This window comes from Ruegeria sp. ANG-S4 (assembly GCF_000814005.1).
GTDB lineage: Bacteria > Pseudomonadota > Alphaproteobacteria > Rhodobacterales > Rhodobacteraceae > Ruegeria.
In genome coordinates this window covers 333,117-347,040 of the sequence record NZ_JWLK01000004.1, presented here as the reverse complement: position 1 = coordinate 347,040, position 13,924 = coordinate 333,117, and the positions used below count along the sequence as shown (strand labels likewise).

The window sequence follows — 13,924 nt, the reverse complement described above, 5'->3', positions numbered from 1 at the left end:
AAACTGTGAAGCGCCCCATAAGGGATTTTGATAGGTCAAGCGCGTGCACGCCTAATGTTCTGGACGCCTCTGACGCGGACAGTGTGATTGCTCGAACGATGGGGGCAAAGCCCCCACCGAACCAAGGGTTCAGACTTTCACGCGCTCGGACTTCGGATCATACATCGGCTTCAACGAGGCCTCGGCTTTGACTTTGACGCCACACACATCGATCTCGTAGGTCGAGGCCAGAACGTCCGCCGCCTTTTCGCCCTCGCAAGGCACGTACCCCAGACCAATGGCGCCGCCCAGCGTGTGGCCGTAATTGCCCGAGCTCAGATACCCCACGTATTCCCCGTCGCGCACGATCGGTTCATTGTGGAACAGCAGGGGTTCTGCGTCGGTCAACTTGAACTGCACAAGGCGGTTTTTCGGCCCGCTTTCCTTGCGCTTGATGACCGCTTCGCGCCCGATGAAGTCGCTGCCTTTGTCCACTTTGACCGCAAAACCCAGACCTGCATCCACAACATGGTCTTCGCAGGTGATATCGTGACCGAAATGTCGGAAGCCTTTTTCGATCCGGCAGCTGTCCATCATGTGCATGCCGCACAGTTTCAGACCCAAGTCCTGCCCGGCCTCATGCAATGTTTCAAACACGTGCCCGGCCATGTCGGACGAGACATAGATTTCCCATCCAAGCTCACCGACGTAAGTTACACGATGTGCACGGGCCAAACCCATACCGATTTCGATTTCCTGCGCGGTTCCGAACGGGTTGGTTGCATTCGAAAAGTCGTTGGGAGAGACTCTTTCGAGAAGCGCGCGCGTGTTCGGGCCCATGACAGCCAGAACGCCTTCGCCCGAAGTCACATCCGTGATGACCACGTTGAAGCCGCCCGCGTTGCGCATCATCCATGTCTGATCCGCCAGACGGGTCGCAGCAGGTGTTACCACCAGGAAAGAAGTTTCGGTCAGGCGTGTCACGGTCACATCCGCCTCGATCCCTCCACTTCGGTTCAGGAACTGGGTATAGACGATCTTACCGTTCGACACCGAATAGTCGCCACCGCCGATGTAGTTCATGAACTTTTCTGCATCGGGTCCTTCGACCCGGATCTTCCCGAACGAGGACATATCGTACATGCCCACGTTTTCGCGGACCGCGCGATGCTCGGTCGCCGAGTTCTCAAACCAGTTCTGGCGCTTCCAGCTGTATTTGTATTCTCGTTCCTGTCCCTCATCGGCAAACCAGTTGGCGCGTTCCCACCCTGCCAGTTCGCCCATGACGGCACCTTGTTCCAACAGATGATGGTGGAACGGCGTTCTGCGCACGCCCCGGGCCGTCGCCTTCTGCCGATAGGGGAAATGATCGTCATACAGCAGGCCCAACGTTTCCTTCGACCGTTCAAACAGGTATTTCTTGTTGCCCTGAAACGGTTGCATCCGGCTGATGTCCACGTCGCCCAGATCAAAGGGTTTCTCGCCCGTGTCCATCCACTCGGCCAGCGCCATGCCCGCGCCACCGGCGGACTGGATGCCGATCGAGTTGAAACCGGCGGCAACCCAGACGTTGTCCATCTCGGGTGCCAGGCCAAGATGATAGGCATCATCTGGCGTGAACGACTCCGGACCATTGAAGAAGGTGTGGATGCCTGCTTCGGCCAGCAAAGGTACGCGTTCCACCGCCTTTTCGAGGATCGGCTCGAAGTGGTCGAAATCCTCTTGTAGTTGGTCAAATTCGAACGAGTCGGGGATACCATCCATCGCCCACGGTTTTGACTCCGGTTCAAACGCACCCAGCAGAATTTTACCTGCGTCTTCCTTGTAATAGGCATATTCGTCCGGGACACGAAGAACCGGCAGCTGTGTCATTCCGTCGATGCCTTCGGTCACGATATAGAAGTGTTCGCAGGCGTGAAGCGGCACATTGACGCCCGCCATGCGGCCCACCTCGTGCCCCCACATGCCCGCGCAATTCACCACCATGCCGCATTCGATATGGCCCGACGCACTGCCGTCGTCGGCAACCCAGTCCACGCCTGTGACCTTGCGGCCTTTCTTGACGATTTCGGTGACTTTCACGCGTTCCTTAACGACACCGCCGCGCTGACGCGCACCCTTGGCCAGCGCCAGCGCGATATTTGCCGGATCACCCTGGCCATCCAACGGCAGGTAGACGGCGCCCTTCACGTCCTCGACATTCAGATGCGGATAGAGCTCTGCCACGCGATCGTTCGAGATTTCTTCGACCTCAACCCCAAAGGCACGCGCCATCGCAGCCTGCCTATAGATTTCTTCCTTGCGTTCTTCGGTCAGGGCAACGGTGATCGATCCACAGCGCTTGAACCCGGTGGCCACGCCCGTTTCCTCTTCGAGCGAGCCGTAGAGTTCCTGACTGTACTTAGCCAGTTTGGTCATGTTGGCGGTCGCGCGCAGCTGCGCGATCAATCCCGCCGCGTGCCACGTCGTGCCGCTGGTCAACTGCTTGCGTTCCAGCAGGACCACATCGTTCCAGCCCTTCTTGGTCAGGTGATAGGCAACCGAGCATCCGATCACGCCGCCGCCGATGATCACGACCCGTGCTTTGTTGGGAAGATCAGCCATTCTGATGACTCCGAATTTGAGGTTTTGCCCTGAATGGCATGGATAGGCGACGGGAAGTGTGCAAAAAACGTCAATTGCCGCGCTAAAATCAACTTTGTACGGATTGTCGCTTTGCCCGCCGCTGGGCAAATGGCGTGATGCCAAAGAAACTTTTGTAAACCGAGGAAAACCCGTTTGGGAAACCACAGGCCATGCCGATCTCGCGGACACTCATGGTGGTGTTGAGAAGCAGATTGTTCGCCTTGGCCAATCGCATTTCTCTGTAGAACCCGTTGGGAGTGGTGCCAAAGAAGGACTTGAACTTGCGCTCCAGCGAGCGGTTTGAAAGTCCCAGCATGCCCACGATTTCATTGATGGGCAGTGGGTCTTCGATGTTGGCCTGCATCAGTTTGATGCACTGATCCAGCTTGGCATCCCCCGTCGCCGTGTTCTTGAAACCGGAAAACGGTTGAAGTGAAGAAAAGTCGCGGATGTTCTCGTGCAGCATGATGTCGGCCACCGTCATCTTGGCCGGTCCAGAGATGTGACGCCCGATAACGGCCAAAGCCACGTCCGCGGTTGCCTCCATCCCAGCGCAGGTGACGACAGGGCCTTGTTCAGTCGCCAGCGACAACTTCGCTTCGAAACGAGCCCCACGTTCGCGCAGGAACGATGCGTTTTCCCAATGGGTCGCCATATCGGCACTGCCCTTTTCGTCGATATACCGGCTGGCGGCTTCGGCGAGCAAAAACACTTGAGCGCCGGCATAGGTATAGTCCGAAACCGTACGCCCGAGGGATAACTCCGGTTGATCCGGATCGGAATTGCCGATCACGAACAGATAATCCGCGCGCGGTCGGGCCGGAATAGCTTCGGTCGGGATCGTCGCGCAGCTGCTGCTTTCCACGGGTCCGCCCCGCAGCGACCGATAGGTGTAGCTGAAAGGCGGTTTGGGGCAGACCCGGTTGGCAACACGCAGTACATCAACCAAAGAGGCAAACTCCAAAAGCACAAAGCCCGGCGCGACAAGTATGTCAAAATGTGTTTGCTGATCGACTTCATCTTCCTTGCCGAACGACGAACGGGCTTGCATGGCTGTTTCCTCAAACGATCCGGTGCCCTGCGGCGCGCAGGCGCTCGGCAATGGCCGAGATATGATCCGGTCCGACTTCACAGCATCCGCCGACGATGGTCGCGCCCTGATCCAGCCAGAGCATCACGTGGTCGGCATAGGCGTCTGGCCCAAGATCATGTCGCCTTTCCAAAGCGTCCACGGTCGGGGCGTCTTTTAAAAACCCATCCGAAATACCGGTGAACCCATTGGCATAAGCGCCAAACGTGACACCCATGGGTGCCAGAATACCAAGGGCTGCGGGAATTGCTTCGGGGCGAGAGCAATTGATCAAAAGCGCCTGAGGTTTGTACCGTTCGACCAGAGGCTGGATGTCAATCAAAGCCTCGCCCGAACGCAGGCGGTGTCCGTCATTGTCCATGACAGACAGGGCCAGCCAAACGGGTTTGCCGCAATTCTGTGTGCCGCGCAGGATGCCTTCGGCCTCTTGAACGGACGACACTGTTTCGATCAGGAACAGATCAACGCGTTGCGCCATCAGGTTCACCAGCTCGGCGAATTTTTCGGCCGCATCCTGCGGATCGGGCTTCAGGTCCGGTCGATAGCTGGCCAGCAATGGGCCCAAAGCGCCGGCAATCCGTCCTTGACCGCCATTTCGTGCCCGCTCGGCCTGGGAAAGCGCGGCATCGATCAGGATTGGCAGTTGATCCTGAAGTCCCACCCGCTCCAACCGCGAACGGTGCACCGCATATGTATTGGTTGTCGCGACCGTTGCACCGCGCCGGAAGTATTCCGCATGCATGTCACCAACCAGATCCGGATTGTCGATCATGACGCGGGTCGACCACAAGGGTGTCGGTGTCTTTCCGCTGCGATGCACCAGTTCCTGACCGATCGAACCGTCCAGAAGTGTGATATCCGCCAAAACCAAGCCTCCTTAAGGAATGAGAACGAGTTTTCCCGGCATCGCCTTGGACTGAAACTCTTGCTGAGCCATTTTGATATCACGCAGCGCATAGGTTTTCGAGATCAGGGGTTTGATACGACCCGCATTCATAAGTTCGACGAGGCGCCCGAAGACCTCATACGCCTGATATGTGCAGCCGTGTATGGTGATGTCGCGCAGATAGATGTCGCGCAGATCAGCCGACACCACCGGGCCTGCGATTGCGCCCGAGACGGCATAGTCCCCGCCGGGCCTCAAGGCCAGTATCAGCCTCGGCCAGGCTGGACCGCCGACAACGTCGATGACGACATCGAACATATCTTTGGGCAAGGACGCGTCGCGGTCAAATGTCTCAACCGCGCCCTGCGCTTTGACCACCCCAGCCTTCGCCGAGCTGGTCACGCCCCAGACCGATGCGCCCCGCAATGTCGCGAGTTGAACGGCAGCCAGACCCACGCCGCCTGATGCCCCGGTGACAAGCACCTTTTGCCCGGTCGTAACACCCGCGCGGGTCAACAGGTTCTCAGCCGTGCCAAACGCGCAGGGGATCGCAGCAACCTCGACATCCGAAAGGGGCGAGGCCGTCACATCGTACAGGTCACCAGCGTCGACCAAACAAAATTGGGCAAAAGCTCCGTCGACTTCCGATCCCAGTGCGATAAAGCCGTTTGGGTTGTTTGGTCGTGGGCGCGGCAGGTTGATCGGGCAAGTGACGCGCTGTCCCGGCTTGAATCCGCTCTGGGCGCCGGCGATCTCGACAATTCCACACAGATCGCCACCCTGAATACGCGGAAAGGTCAAAACGCCTCCCCACCCTCCGACTTCTACATCCTGATCCACATCTTCGGTCGCGCTGGTCACGTCCGACGAATACCAGCCTATGCGCGTGTTGATGTCCGTATTGTTGACCCCTGCTGCCGCGACGCGAACCAGAACCTGTCCGGGGTCGGGAACCGGCACCGGAATATCCTCATGCCATTCCAGCGCGTCAAGGTCGCCGTGCCGGGTGAGGTAGACGCCGGACATTACTTTTGGAATTGCCATCCTCGCGCCTCTATCTCTTGTCATCCGGATGAGGTGGAACCGGCCCCATTGGGATAATATCATACCGGGCGTTCAGGGCGTTCATTTTGGTCTCATCGGCAAAATCCGCCTCGTTCATCTTGGCCAGTTCTGCCAGAAAGCCGTCGAAACCCGACGGTTGGAATATCATCAGCATCTTTGCCGGTTTGCCTTCTGCCACACGACAGGCATGGGGGACGCCGGGCGGTACGTGCATGGTTGTGCCAGCGGTACACTGGTGCCAATCGCCATCCACGTAGAAATCAACGGCACCGTCCAGAAAGTAGAAGGTTTCGGCATGGGTGTCATGGCGATGAAGGCCAAGCGCGAAGCTGGCCTTCAGATTGTCTTCCATGAGCGTGTATGCGCCGTCGGTGTCCTGACCTGAAACCTTCACAAAGGTGTGGTCGTTTTCCCAATCATAATTGGGACCTTCGCCGGGCCCCAATTTGGCATATCGTTTGCTCATGGCGAACTCCGTTCGTGGTTAGGCGCGCAACCGTTCGTTCTGGGGATCCCAGAGCGGCTGATCCTGCTCTACCACAGCGCGGAATTTTTGCCCGTAAATTTCAACTTCAAGTTCGGTACCCGGGTTCGCCAGCTCTGCCTTGATCATCCCCAGGGCGATGGACTTGCCCACGCGATAGCCCCAGGCACCCGAAGTGGTCTCGCCTACGATCTGATCACCCTGCCAGATGCAGGACATATAGGGCGCATCGCAATCCCCGGCCTCGACCGTCAGCGTCACGAAGGCTTTCTTGACGCCTTGCTGTTTCTCGTTCAGGATCGCGGCCTTACCGGGGAAGTCCTGTGGTTTGTCCAGTTTGACGAACCGTTCCAGCCCGCCTTCCAGCAGAGAGTAGTCGGTCGACAGATCGCCCTTCCACGCGCGATATCCTTTCTCGATACGCAGCGAATTCAGAGCATACATTCCGAACGGCGTGGCACCGGCGTCAAGGATCGCGCCATAGATCGCCGGCATGTCTTCGTTCAGGGCGTGCACTTCCCATCCCAGTTCGCCTGCAAAAGAGACGCGGATCAGGAAAGCGGGTTTGCCCGCAACTGTCGCAGACTGGTGGGTCAGCCATCCGGAAGACAGGTCTGCATCGGTCAAACCGGACAGGATCTGACGCGACTTCGGGCCGGTTACGATCAGCGTATCGCGGGTTGTGGTCACATCCTCAACCGAGACACCGGTTGGCATTGCGTTCATCAAGATGTCGCGGTCATGCCATTGCGCTGTGGCGGCTGTGATCATCACGAACTCGTCCTCACCCAGGCGGATGCAAGACATTTCCGTCAGAATGCGGCCCCGACCGTCCGAGATGTACACCAGATTGATGCGTCCAACCTTCGGCAGGCCGCCGGTGACCAGCCCGCGCAACGCCTCAGCCGCGCTTTCGCCCTTGACCATAAAGCGCGAGAAGCCGGGCAGGTCCAGCACGCCGCAGTGATCGCGGACGGCTTCACATTCTTCCTTGATACGCTGCTCCCACGGGCCGGAACGTCCCCAAGTATGGGTAGCCTCAAGCGAGGTATCATCGCCCGGTTTCGCAAACCAGTTGGCACGTTCCCACCCGTTATAGGCACCCATGACACCGCCAAGTTCCTTGACCCTGGCGTGAACCGGCGACAGTTTTTTGTCGCGCGCGGCAGGCCATTCGTGGTGCGGGAAGTGCATGGCGTATTCGTTGCCGTAGACTTCCATGCCCTTCTGGTTGCAATAGTCCTGATCGGTGTAGTCGGTATAGCGTCGCGGATCGACGGCCCACATATCCCATTCGGTGTGACCATCAACGATCCATTCGGCCAGCACTTTGCCAGCCCCGCCGCCCTGCGCGATACCGAAGGTAAAGCTGTGCGCTTCAAACGCATTTTTGACACCCGGCATCGGGCCGATCAGCGGCAGACCGTCTGGTGCATAGGGGATTGGGCCATTGATCACGCGGCCAACGCCCGAAGTTGCCATCAATGGGACCCGTTCCATCGCGTCTGTGACGATGTCTTCGATACGGTCCAGATCGTCATTCCAGAGCTGGAAGCTGAAGTCGTCGGGCATCGGGTCGTCCTCGGTCATCCAATGGCCCTTGCAGTTGGGCTCATAGGGGCCGAGGTTGAAGCCGTTCTTTTCCTGCCGCAGGTAGTACGAGATATCCACGTCGCGCAGCAACGGCAATTTGCCGCCGTGTTCCTTTGACCATGCCTCAACCTCGGGCACTTCGTCGGTCAGCAGGTACTGATGGCTCATGACCATCGCGGGCACCGTGCGTCCGCCGAAGGGCTTGAACATCTCACCAACGCGCTGCGCATAGTACCCGGCCGCGTTCACGACATAGTCGCACGCGATGTCGCCTTTGTCCGTCGCAACCGTCCATGTGCCGTCTTCATGTTGCGTGACACCGGTGGCCGGTGTGAAGCGCAGAATCTTCTGCCCCAGATCGCGGGCACCTTTGGCAAAGGCCTGAGTCAGCTGCGCAGGATCGATGTCACCATCGGTCGGATCGTACAATACACCTTCGAGGTCGTGGGTTTCGAGGAAGGGATAACGCTCTTTCGCTTCCTCAGGCGTCCACATTTCCATCGGAATTCCCTGATACAGGCCCATGGACATGGCGCGTTCAAATTCCTGCATCCGCTCTTTGCTGTGTGCCAGACGGATTGAGCCCGAGACGTGATAGTTCATCGGATAATCGACTTCTTCGGCCAACCGCGAATACAGCTCGGTCGAATAACGTTGCATGTTCATGATCGCCCATGAGGTCGAAAAGGTCGGAACGTTGCCTGCCGCATGCCAGGTCGACCCGGCTGTCAACTCGTTCTTTTCCAGCAGCACGCAATCGGTCCAGCCTTTCTTGGCCAGATGATAAAGGGATGAACAGCCGACAACGCCGCCGCCGATGATGACCACGCGGGCCTTAGTTGGAAAATCACTCATCTGTTTTGATCCTTGTTACTGTGCCTTCTGAGGCAGATCGTCTGTGATGTCGTAGTAGTCGCCCTTGTCGGCCACAAAGATGTGGCGGGCGAGGTTCAGTCCGGTGGGCTCATCCAGCGCCCCCATGGAAATCGAAATCGTGTCTTCTTTGTTATGTTGCCAGAAAAGGAACGAGCCGCACGTACTGCAGAACCCGCGCCGCGCGGTGTCTGATGCCCTGTACCACCGCAGCGTGTCGCGGGCAGTAAAGGTCAGGTTGTCCTCATGGGTCCAGGTCGAGGCCCAGACATGGCCCGACTGCTTGCGGCATTGACCGCAGTGACAGACCGAAGGCGGCGACAGGTGTCCGTCGATGGTAAACGCGACCGCGCCGCAGAGGCAGGAACCAGTAAGCATCTTTCTACCCCCTGGCCGTCGGCGCGGTGCTGAAACCCAGCAAAACGCCGTAAACGACAAAACATCCCGCCATTACGCGGCGAAACCATGTGTTGAACACGGCCCCCAATGCGGCTTTGCCCATCACCGCGCCAAGCAAGGTGAAGCCTGTGTAGCTCAGCGTCGTGATGACCAAAGCAGTTGGCATGATGACAACCATTTGCTGCCAGATCGGTACGTCTGGCTGAACGAACTGAGAAAAGGCCGCAAGATAACCTGCCACGCTTTTGGGGTTTATGGTCGCAACAGCGAGCGCATGCATGTACACCTGACGCGCGGGCCGCTCTGTCGCCGGAGCCGGGCGCGCGGCATTTATCCAGCCGCGAATTCCGACCCAGATCAGGAACCCTGCGCCAGTCAGTTTCGCAATGAAAAACCCCGTGGGCGACGCTGCAATCAGGGCCGTGATACCCAAAGCAGACAGGATCAGAAACGCGCTGGCCTGCGTCAGGATTGCCAGAACCCCCAGCATCGCCTTGGGGAAAGGCAGGCTCATCCCGTTGGAAATGCAATTGACCGCGTTCGGCCCCGGTGTGGTCACGAATACCACCCAGAACAGAGCGAATATGGTCCACACCTCAAAGCTCATCAATACACCGGCGGGGCAATGACCCAGACAGCCACGGCAGGCTCGTCATAGGGATTTGCCCATTGATACGGCTCGTTCTTGATGCGAAAGCTGTCGCCCTCACCCACAGTGAAATGGCGCGAGCCGATCGTCAGATCGAGTCGGCCGGACACGATATAGCCGACTTCCTGCGTTGGTCGGTCCGCTGGGGTCTGCATTCTCGAGCGGGGCTCGAACGTAGAATGTACCATCTCAAAGTCATCGGTCAGATCCGGGGAGAGCAGCTCTTCGATCAAACCCTCGCGATCCGATCCCATCGGGCGACGCGCGCCGGCACGGACGACATAGCCCAGTTCCTCCGCCGGCGCAGCAGAATGCGCAAACAGCATCGACATCGGCACGCCAAGGCACTCGGCAATCAGACGCAGGTCCGAGATCGACGGGTCCGACATGTCGCGCTCAACCTGACTGAACCATCCGACGGACCGATCAAGCCGCGCTGCAATTTCGACCAACGTGAATCCGCGTGCCTTGCGAAGGGCACGGATATCGGCACCAAGAGTGGCACTACTGGGGGCCTGGGTGTTCAAGTGGCGCTCCGGACTTTGGTGAAATTTTCTTTCTTTTTTTCACGATGGCCCGAATCGGTGAAAATTCCAAGCGTTTTTTCACTTGGTCAGGCGGTGCTGATTGGCTATGCCGCGCTGATGTGGATCGCGATTTCTTACCTCTGGGTGATCAACACCCTGACCTTGCTGGCATTCGGCTGGGACAAACTGCGCGCCCGACGCAAGCGAGGGCGTATCAAGGAACGAAGGTTGCTTTGGCTGGCCGCATTGGGCGGAAGCCCCGGTGCGCTGGTCGGGCGCTGGATCTTCCGGCACAAATCCCGAAAAGGACGGTTCTCGCTCTGGCTGTTTGGATGGTTTGTCGCTCAGGTCCTTATGGTCTGCTTGATTGCCTCGAAGGATTTCAGGGGTTTGTTCTAAACCGGGTTGGACAGGGCTGAATCGCGGGCGTAAACAGATGTGGTGTCGTTGACAGAAGACTTTGATCTGCTGGCCGAAATCGTATCATCGGTTGACCCGAGCTTTCGCGGCGCGGACCAGCGCGAGCTTGCGGTTTGCCTTGACGACGCCCGACAGCAAGCAAGTGCAAACAGACCGCAGGGCTTTGTGCTTGCCGCGATGCGCGTGATGGCTCTGGCAAACAACGGACACACCCGCGTGATCCCGAACGCGGCAATTTCTGTGCTTCCCATGCGGTTTGTTTCAATTGGCTCGCGCGTCCATCTGCTAAAATCGTCACTGCATGGAGGCGAAACCCCGATTGGCGAATTGATCGCGGTAAACGATATGCCCGTTGAGGACGTGTTGTCCCGGAGTGCCGCTTACCTGGCGGGAACCAAACAGCGAAAGCGCGTCATTGGCCCCATTCTTTTGAGCTGGCCGTTTGCCCTGTCGGAACTGGGCGTTTCATCGGCAAACCCCTGCACAACCTATCGGGTTCGAAACACCGACGGGAACGTTTTCATTGTCAAGTTGGACCACGACGACGCAGTCCCCGCAGGAACTTTGTATCCGCGCAATGAACATGGCCGTTCCGACCCAGATTGGGCACCTGAAACCTTTGCCAATATCCATGAATGCGATGTTGGTCTCGCCATCGCGTTGCCAAGCTTTTTCGACCCCTCTGGGGATCGTCTGGAGCCTTGCATTGCGCAGGCGGCCGAGCGCGTGTCCGCTTGTCGCGGCGACGGTTTACTGTTGGATGTTCGCGGGAACACCGGTGGCGATTTTCTCAGGACATTGCCTTTGATCGAAGCGATTTCTCAGCACCCAGAATTACGACAAGTGGCTGTATTGGTAGACAAATTCACGTTCTCTGCCGCAATTGTCTTTGTGGCCCTTCTCAAGCACCGGCTGGGGCAGCGATTGACGATATTTGGAGAAGAAATGGGCGACAGGACGACGTTTTTTGCCGAAGGCGATCTTGTCACGCTACAGCACTGTGGCGCCGAGCTTCGATATTCAACTGCCTTCCATGACTGGACTTTGGGATCCGTCGACGACACGACCCCTGAGGACATCGCAAAGCACGTTGTTGCGGCGGGTTCTCTTGAAATCGACAGAGGCTGGATTGCGAGTCCAAGCGACCTATCCGCGCCTGACAGCGAATATCGGACCATATTGCGCAGTTTGTGAAGACCTTTGAGAGCCCCTCAGGCGCGAGCGAATACACCGGTCAGAATCGCGCCAATGTGATCAGCGTCTTGATCGGTAAACGCATCGGGTTGATCACTGTCGATATCAAAGACAGCAATGATCTCACCACCGGCATTCCGAACAGGAAGCACCAGTTCAGACCGTGTGGAAGACGCGCAGGCGATGTGACCCGGAAAGCTGTCCACGTCGGCAACGCGCTGAACTTCACCCGTGCGGGCCGCCGCGCCGCAGACACCACGTTCGAAAGGGATGACGAGGCACCCGTGCCCGCCTTGATAGGGGCCGATTTTCAGAAGCCCCGGTTGGGTCACACGGTAAAACCCGGTCCAGTCGAACCTGTCGTCAGCGTGATGGACCTCGCACGCGACCGTAGCCATGAGGGCGATCTGATCCGTCTCGCCTTCGGTCAGGGCAGCGATGGTCTTGGCAAGCGTTGTGTAGTCGGCGGTCATGCTGGTTCTCGTTTCAGGCGTCCGCGCCCCGAGTATTTGGAAAAAGATGAAGCGTCAAATTCGTTCGATCGCAATTGCCGTGCCTTCGCCGCCGCCGATGCAGATTGCGGCGATTCCGCGTTTCAGGTTTCGGGTCTCCAGCGCATTCAACAGCGTGACCATGATCCGGGCGCCTGAGGCCCCGATTGGATGACCCAAAGCGCAGGCACCGCCATTTACGTTCACGATCTCGCGCGGCAAGCCCATTTCCTGCATGAAAGCCATCGGAACAACGGCGAAGGCTTCGTTGACTTCCCATAGATCGACATCGTCTTTGGACCAGCCAATACGGTCCAGCAGTTTTTGGGCGGCCGGAACCGGCGCAGTGGTAAACAGACCCGGCGCCTGCGCGTGGCTTGCATGACCCAAGATACGGGCGCGGACCGTCAGGCCGTTTGCTTGCGCCGCGCCTGCCGAAGCCAGGACCAGCGCCGCGGCCCCATCCGAAATCGAGGATGCGTTGGCGGCGGTCACGGTCCCATCCTTTCGGAATGCCGGTTTCAGGGTCGGAATCTTCTCGGGACGGGCCGATTGCGGCTGCTCGTCGGCGCTTTGCCTGACATCCCCCTTGCGGGTTTTTAGTGTCACCGAAGTTATTTCACCCTCGAATGCTCCGCTTTGCTGGGCGTTGAGGGCGTTGGACAGAGACTGCAGCGCGTATTCGTCCTGCGCCTCGCGGGTGAATTGGTAGGTTTCCGCGCAGTCTTCGGCGAAGGTTCCCATAAGCCTGCCCTTTTCATAGGCATCTTCCAGCCCGTCGAGGAACATATGATCCACGACCTGGCCATGACCGATCCGCGCGCCGCCGCGCATTTTGGGCAGCAGGTAAGGGGCATTCGTCATGCTCTCCATCCCGCCGGCAACCATGGTGTCCGCCTGCCCCAAGGCGATCTGGTCGAAGGCCATCATCGCAGCCTTCATGCCCGATCCGCACATTTTGTTCAGCGTCGTGGCAGGAACATCCTCGGTCAACCCAGCGGCGAAGCCAGCCTGGCGCGCCGGGGCCTGACCTTGACCTGCTGGCAAAACGCAGCCCATCAGAACCTCATCCACGGTCTGCGCGCCCGCACCATCCAGCGCGGCGCGAATGGCTGCACCGCCCAGGTCCGCTGCTGCAACCCCGTCGAACATGCCCTGAAACCCGCCCATTGGTGTGCGCGCGGCCCCCGCAATCACAACCTCGTTCATCTGATGCCTCCCCAGCGATTTCCCCTCATGGATACCGAATGGTAAGAATTGCCGTCTAGCGTATTTCTACGATCCAATTTGACCGGAGGGTGGCTGCCATGTCGCTTAGCAGCACAACAACCGACGATACGCAGGTGATTTCAGTGCAGTGCGACCGCATCGATGCCGCCATGGCAATTCAGTTCAAGGAAGATATGCGCACTGAAACCGGCACCGGCGCCCGGCGCGTGGTTCTGGACCTGTCGGCAGTAGAATTCATAGATTCCAGCGGGTTGGGGGCAATCGTCGCGTCGATGAAACAACTGGGGGACGGGCGTCGTTTGGATCTGGCCGGTTTGCACCCAGTGGTCGAAAAAGTGTTTCGGTTGACACGAATGGACACCGTTTTCAGGTTGTTCGCCTCTTTGGACGACGCGCTGGCGGCGGGTTCAAACTGATAC

14 protein-coding genes are annotated in these 13,924 nt (G+C 58.4%); 3 read left to right on the top strand and 11 right to left on the bottom strand.

Translation table 11 applies throughout. The annotated features are described in order from the left end of the window. Positions 1 to 129: 129 nt before the first annotated feature. The 9 genes from RA28_RS12505 to RA28_RS12465 form a co-directional block, all read right to left on the bottom strand. Positions 130 to 2,583, bottom strand: coding sequence for a GcvT family protein (locus tag RA28_RS12505; RefSeq protein ID WP_039529056.1), 2,454 nt, complete (start codon positions 2,581 to 2,583; stop codon positions 130 to 132). A gap of 88 nt (positions 2,584 to 2,671) precedes the next feature. Next, positions 2,672 to 3,655 carry a GlxA family transcriptional regulator gene (locus RA28_RS12500; RefSeq protein WP_039529054.1) on the bottom strand — a complete coding sequence of 328 codons (984 nt, stop codon included), beginning with the start codon at positions 3,653 to 3,655 and terminating at the stop codon, positions 2,672 to 2,674. A 10-nt stretch (positions 3,656 to 3,665) separates the two neighbouring features. Then, positions 3,666 to 4,559 carry a homocysteine S-methyltransferase family protein gene (locus RA28_RS12495; protein ID WP_039529468.1) on the bottom strand — a complete coding sequence of 298 codons (894 nt, stop codon included), beginning with the start codon at positions 4,557 to 4,559 and terminating at the stop codon, positions 3,666 to 3,668. 12 nt (positions 4,560 to 4,571) lie between these two features. Beyond that, entirely contained in the window at positions 4,572 to 5,624 is a 1,053-nt protein-coding gene (locus RA28_RS12490; protein WP_039529051.1) for a zinc-binding dehydrogenase, read from the bottom strand. A gap of 10 nt (positions 5,625 to 5,634) precedes the next feature. Beyond that, complete coding sequence (locus tag RA28_RS22255) at positions 5,635 to 6,111, bottom strand: cupin domain-containing protein (protein WP_052261454.1); 477 nt, start codon at positions 6,109 to 6,111, stop codon at positions 5,635 to 5,637. An 18-nt stretch (positions 6,112 to 6,129) separates the two neighbouring features. Next, a complete protein-coding gene (locus RA28_RS12480; RefSeq protein ID WP_039529048.1) occupies positions 6,130 to 8,577 on the bottom strand; it encodes a GcvT family protein in 2,448 nt (815 codons plus the stop codon). Between the two features lie 15 nt (positions 8,578 to 8,592). Continuing rightward, positions 8,593 to 8,973: a GFA family protein gene (locus RA28_RS12475; RefSeq protein ID WP_039529045.1), complete on the bottom strand. Its 381-nt coding sequence runs from the start codon at positions 8,971 to 8,973 to the stop codon at positions 8,593 to 8,595. 4 nt (positions 8,974 to 8,977) lie between these two features. Continuing rightward, entirely contained in the window at positions 8,978 to 9,601 is a 624-nt protein-coding gene (locus RA28_RS12470) for a LysE family translocator (RefSeq protein WP_039529043.1), read from the bottom strand. Beyond that, positions 9,601 to 10,170: a helix-turn-helix domain-containing protein gene (locus RA28_RS12465; protein WP_039529039.1), complete on the bottom strand. Its 570-nt coding sequence runs from the start codon at positions 10,168 to 10,170 to the stop codon at positions 9,601 to 9,603. The genes RA28_RS12470 and RA28_RS12465 overlap by 1 nt, the downstream gene beginning before the upstream one ends. 57 nt (positions 10,171 to 10,227) lie before the next feature. Between RA28_RS12465 and RA28_RS12460 the strand changes: the two genes are divergently transcribed. Together RA28_RS12460 and RA28_RS12455 are read left to right on the top strand one after the other, a co-directional pair. Further along, positions 10,228 to 10,569, top strand: coding sequence for a DUF1294 domain-containing protein (locus RA28_RS12460; RefSeq protein ID WP_241481126.1), 342 nt, complete (start codon positions 10,228 to 10,230; stop codon positions 10,567 to 10,569). Positions 10,570 to 10,611: 42 nt separating this feature from the next. Then, on the top strand, positions 10,612 to 11,784 hold the full coding sequence (locus tag RA28_RS12455) for a peptidase S41 (protein ID WP_039529460.1): 1,173 nt from the start codon (positions 10,612 to 10,614) through the stop codon (positions 11,782 to 11,784). A 17-nt stretch (positions 11,785 to 11,801) separates the two neighbouring features. Here RA28_RS12455 and RA28_RS12450 read toward each other — a convergent pair whose 3' ends face one another. Then, the gene (locus RA28_RS12450) at positions 11,802 to 12,257 is read right to left on the bottom strand and encodes a GAF domain-containing protein (RefSeq protein ID WP_039529036.1); all 456 of its coding nucleotides are present in this window, start codon (positions 12,255 to 12,257) and stop codon (positions 11,802 to 11,804) included. 54 nt (positions 12,258 to 12,311) lie between these two features. Further along, positions 12,312 to 13,484: a thiolase family protein gene (locus tag RA28_RS12445; protein ID WP_039529034.1), complete on the bottom strand. Its 1,173-nt coding sequence runs from the start codon at positions 13,482 to 13,484 to the stop codon at positions 12,312 to 12,314. 98 nt (positions 13,485 to 13,582) lie between these two features. On the opposite strand from RA28_RS12445, the gene RA28_RS12440 reads away from it, so the two are divergent. Next, positions 13,583 to 13,921 carry an STAS domain-containing protein gene (locus tag RA28_RS12440; protein WP_039529031.1) on the top strand — a complete coding sequence of 113 codons (339 nt, stop codon included), beginning with the start codon at positions 13,583 to 13,585 and terminating at the stop codon, positions 13,919 to 13,921. The last annotated feature ends 3 nt before the right edge of the window (positions 13,922 to 13,924 follow it).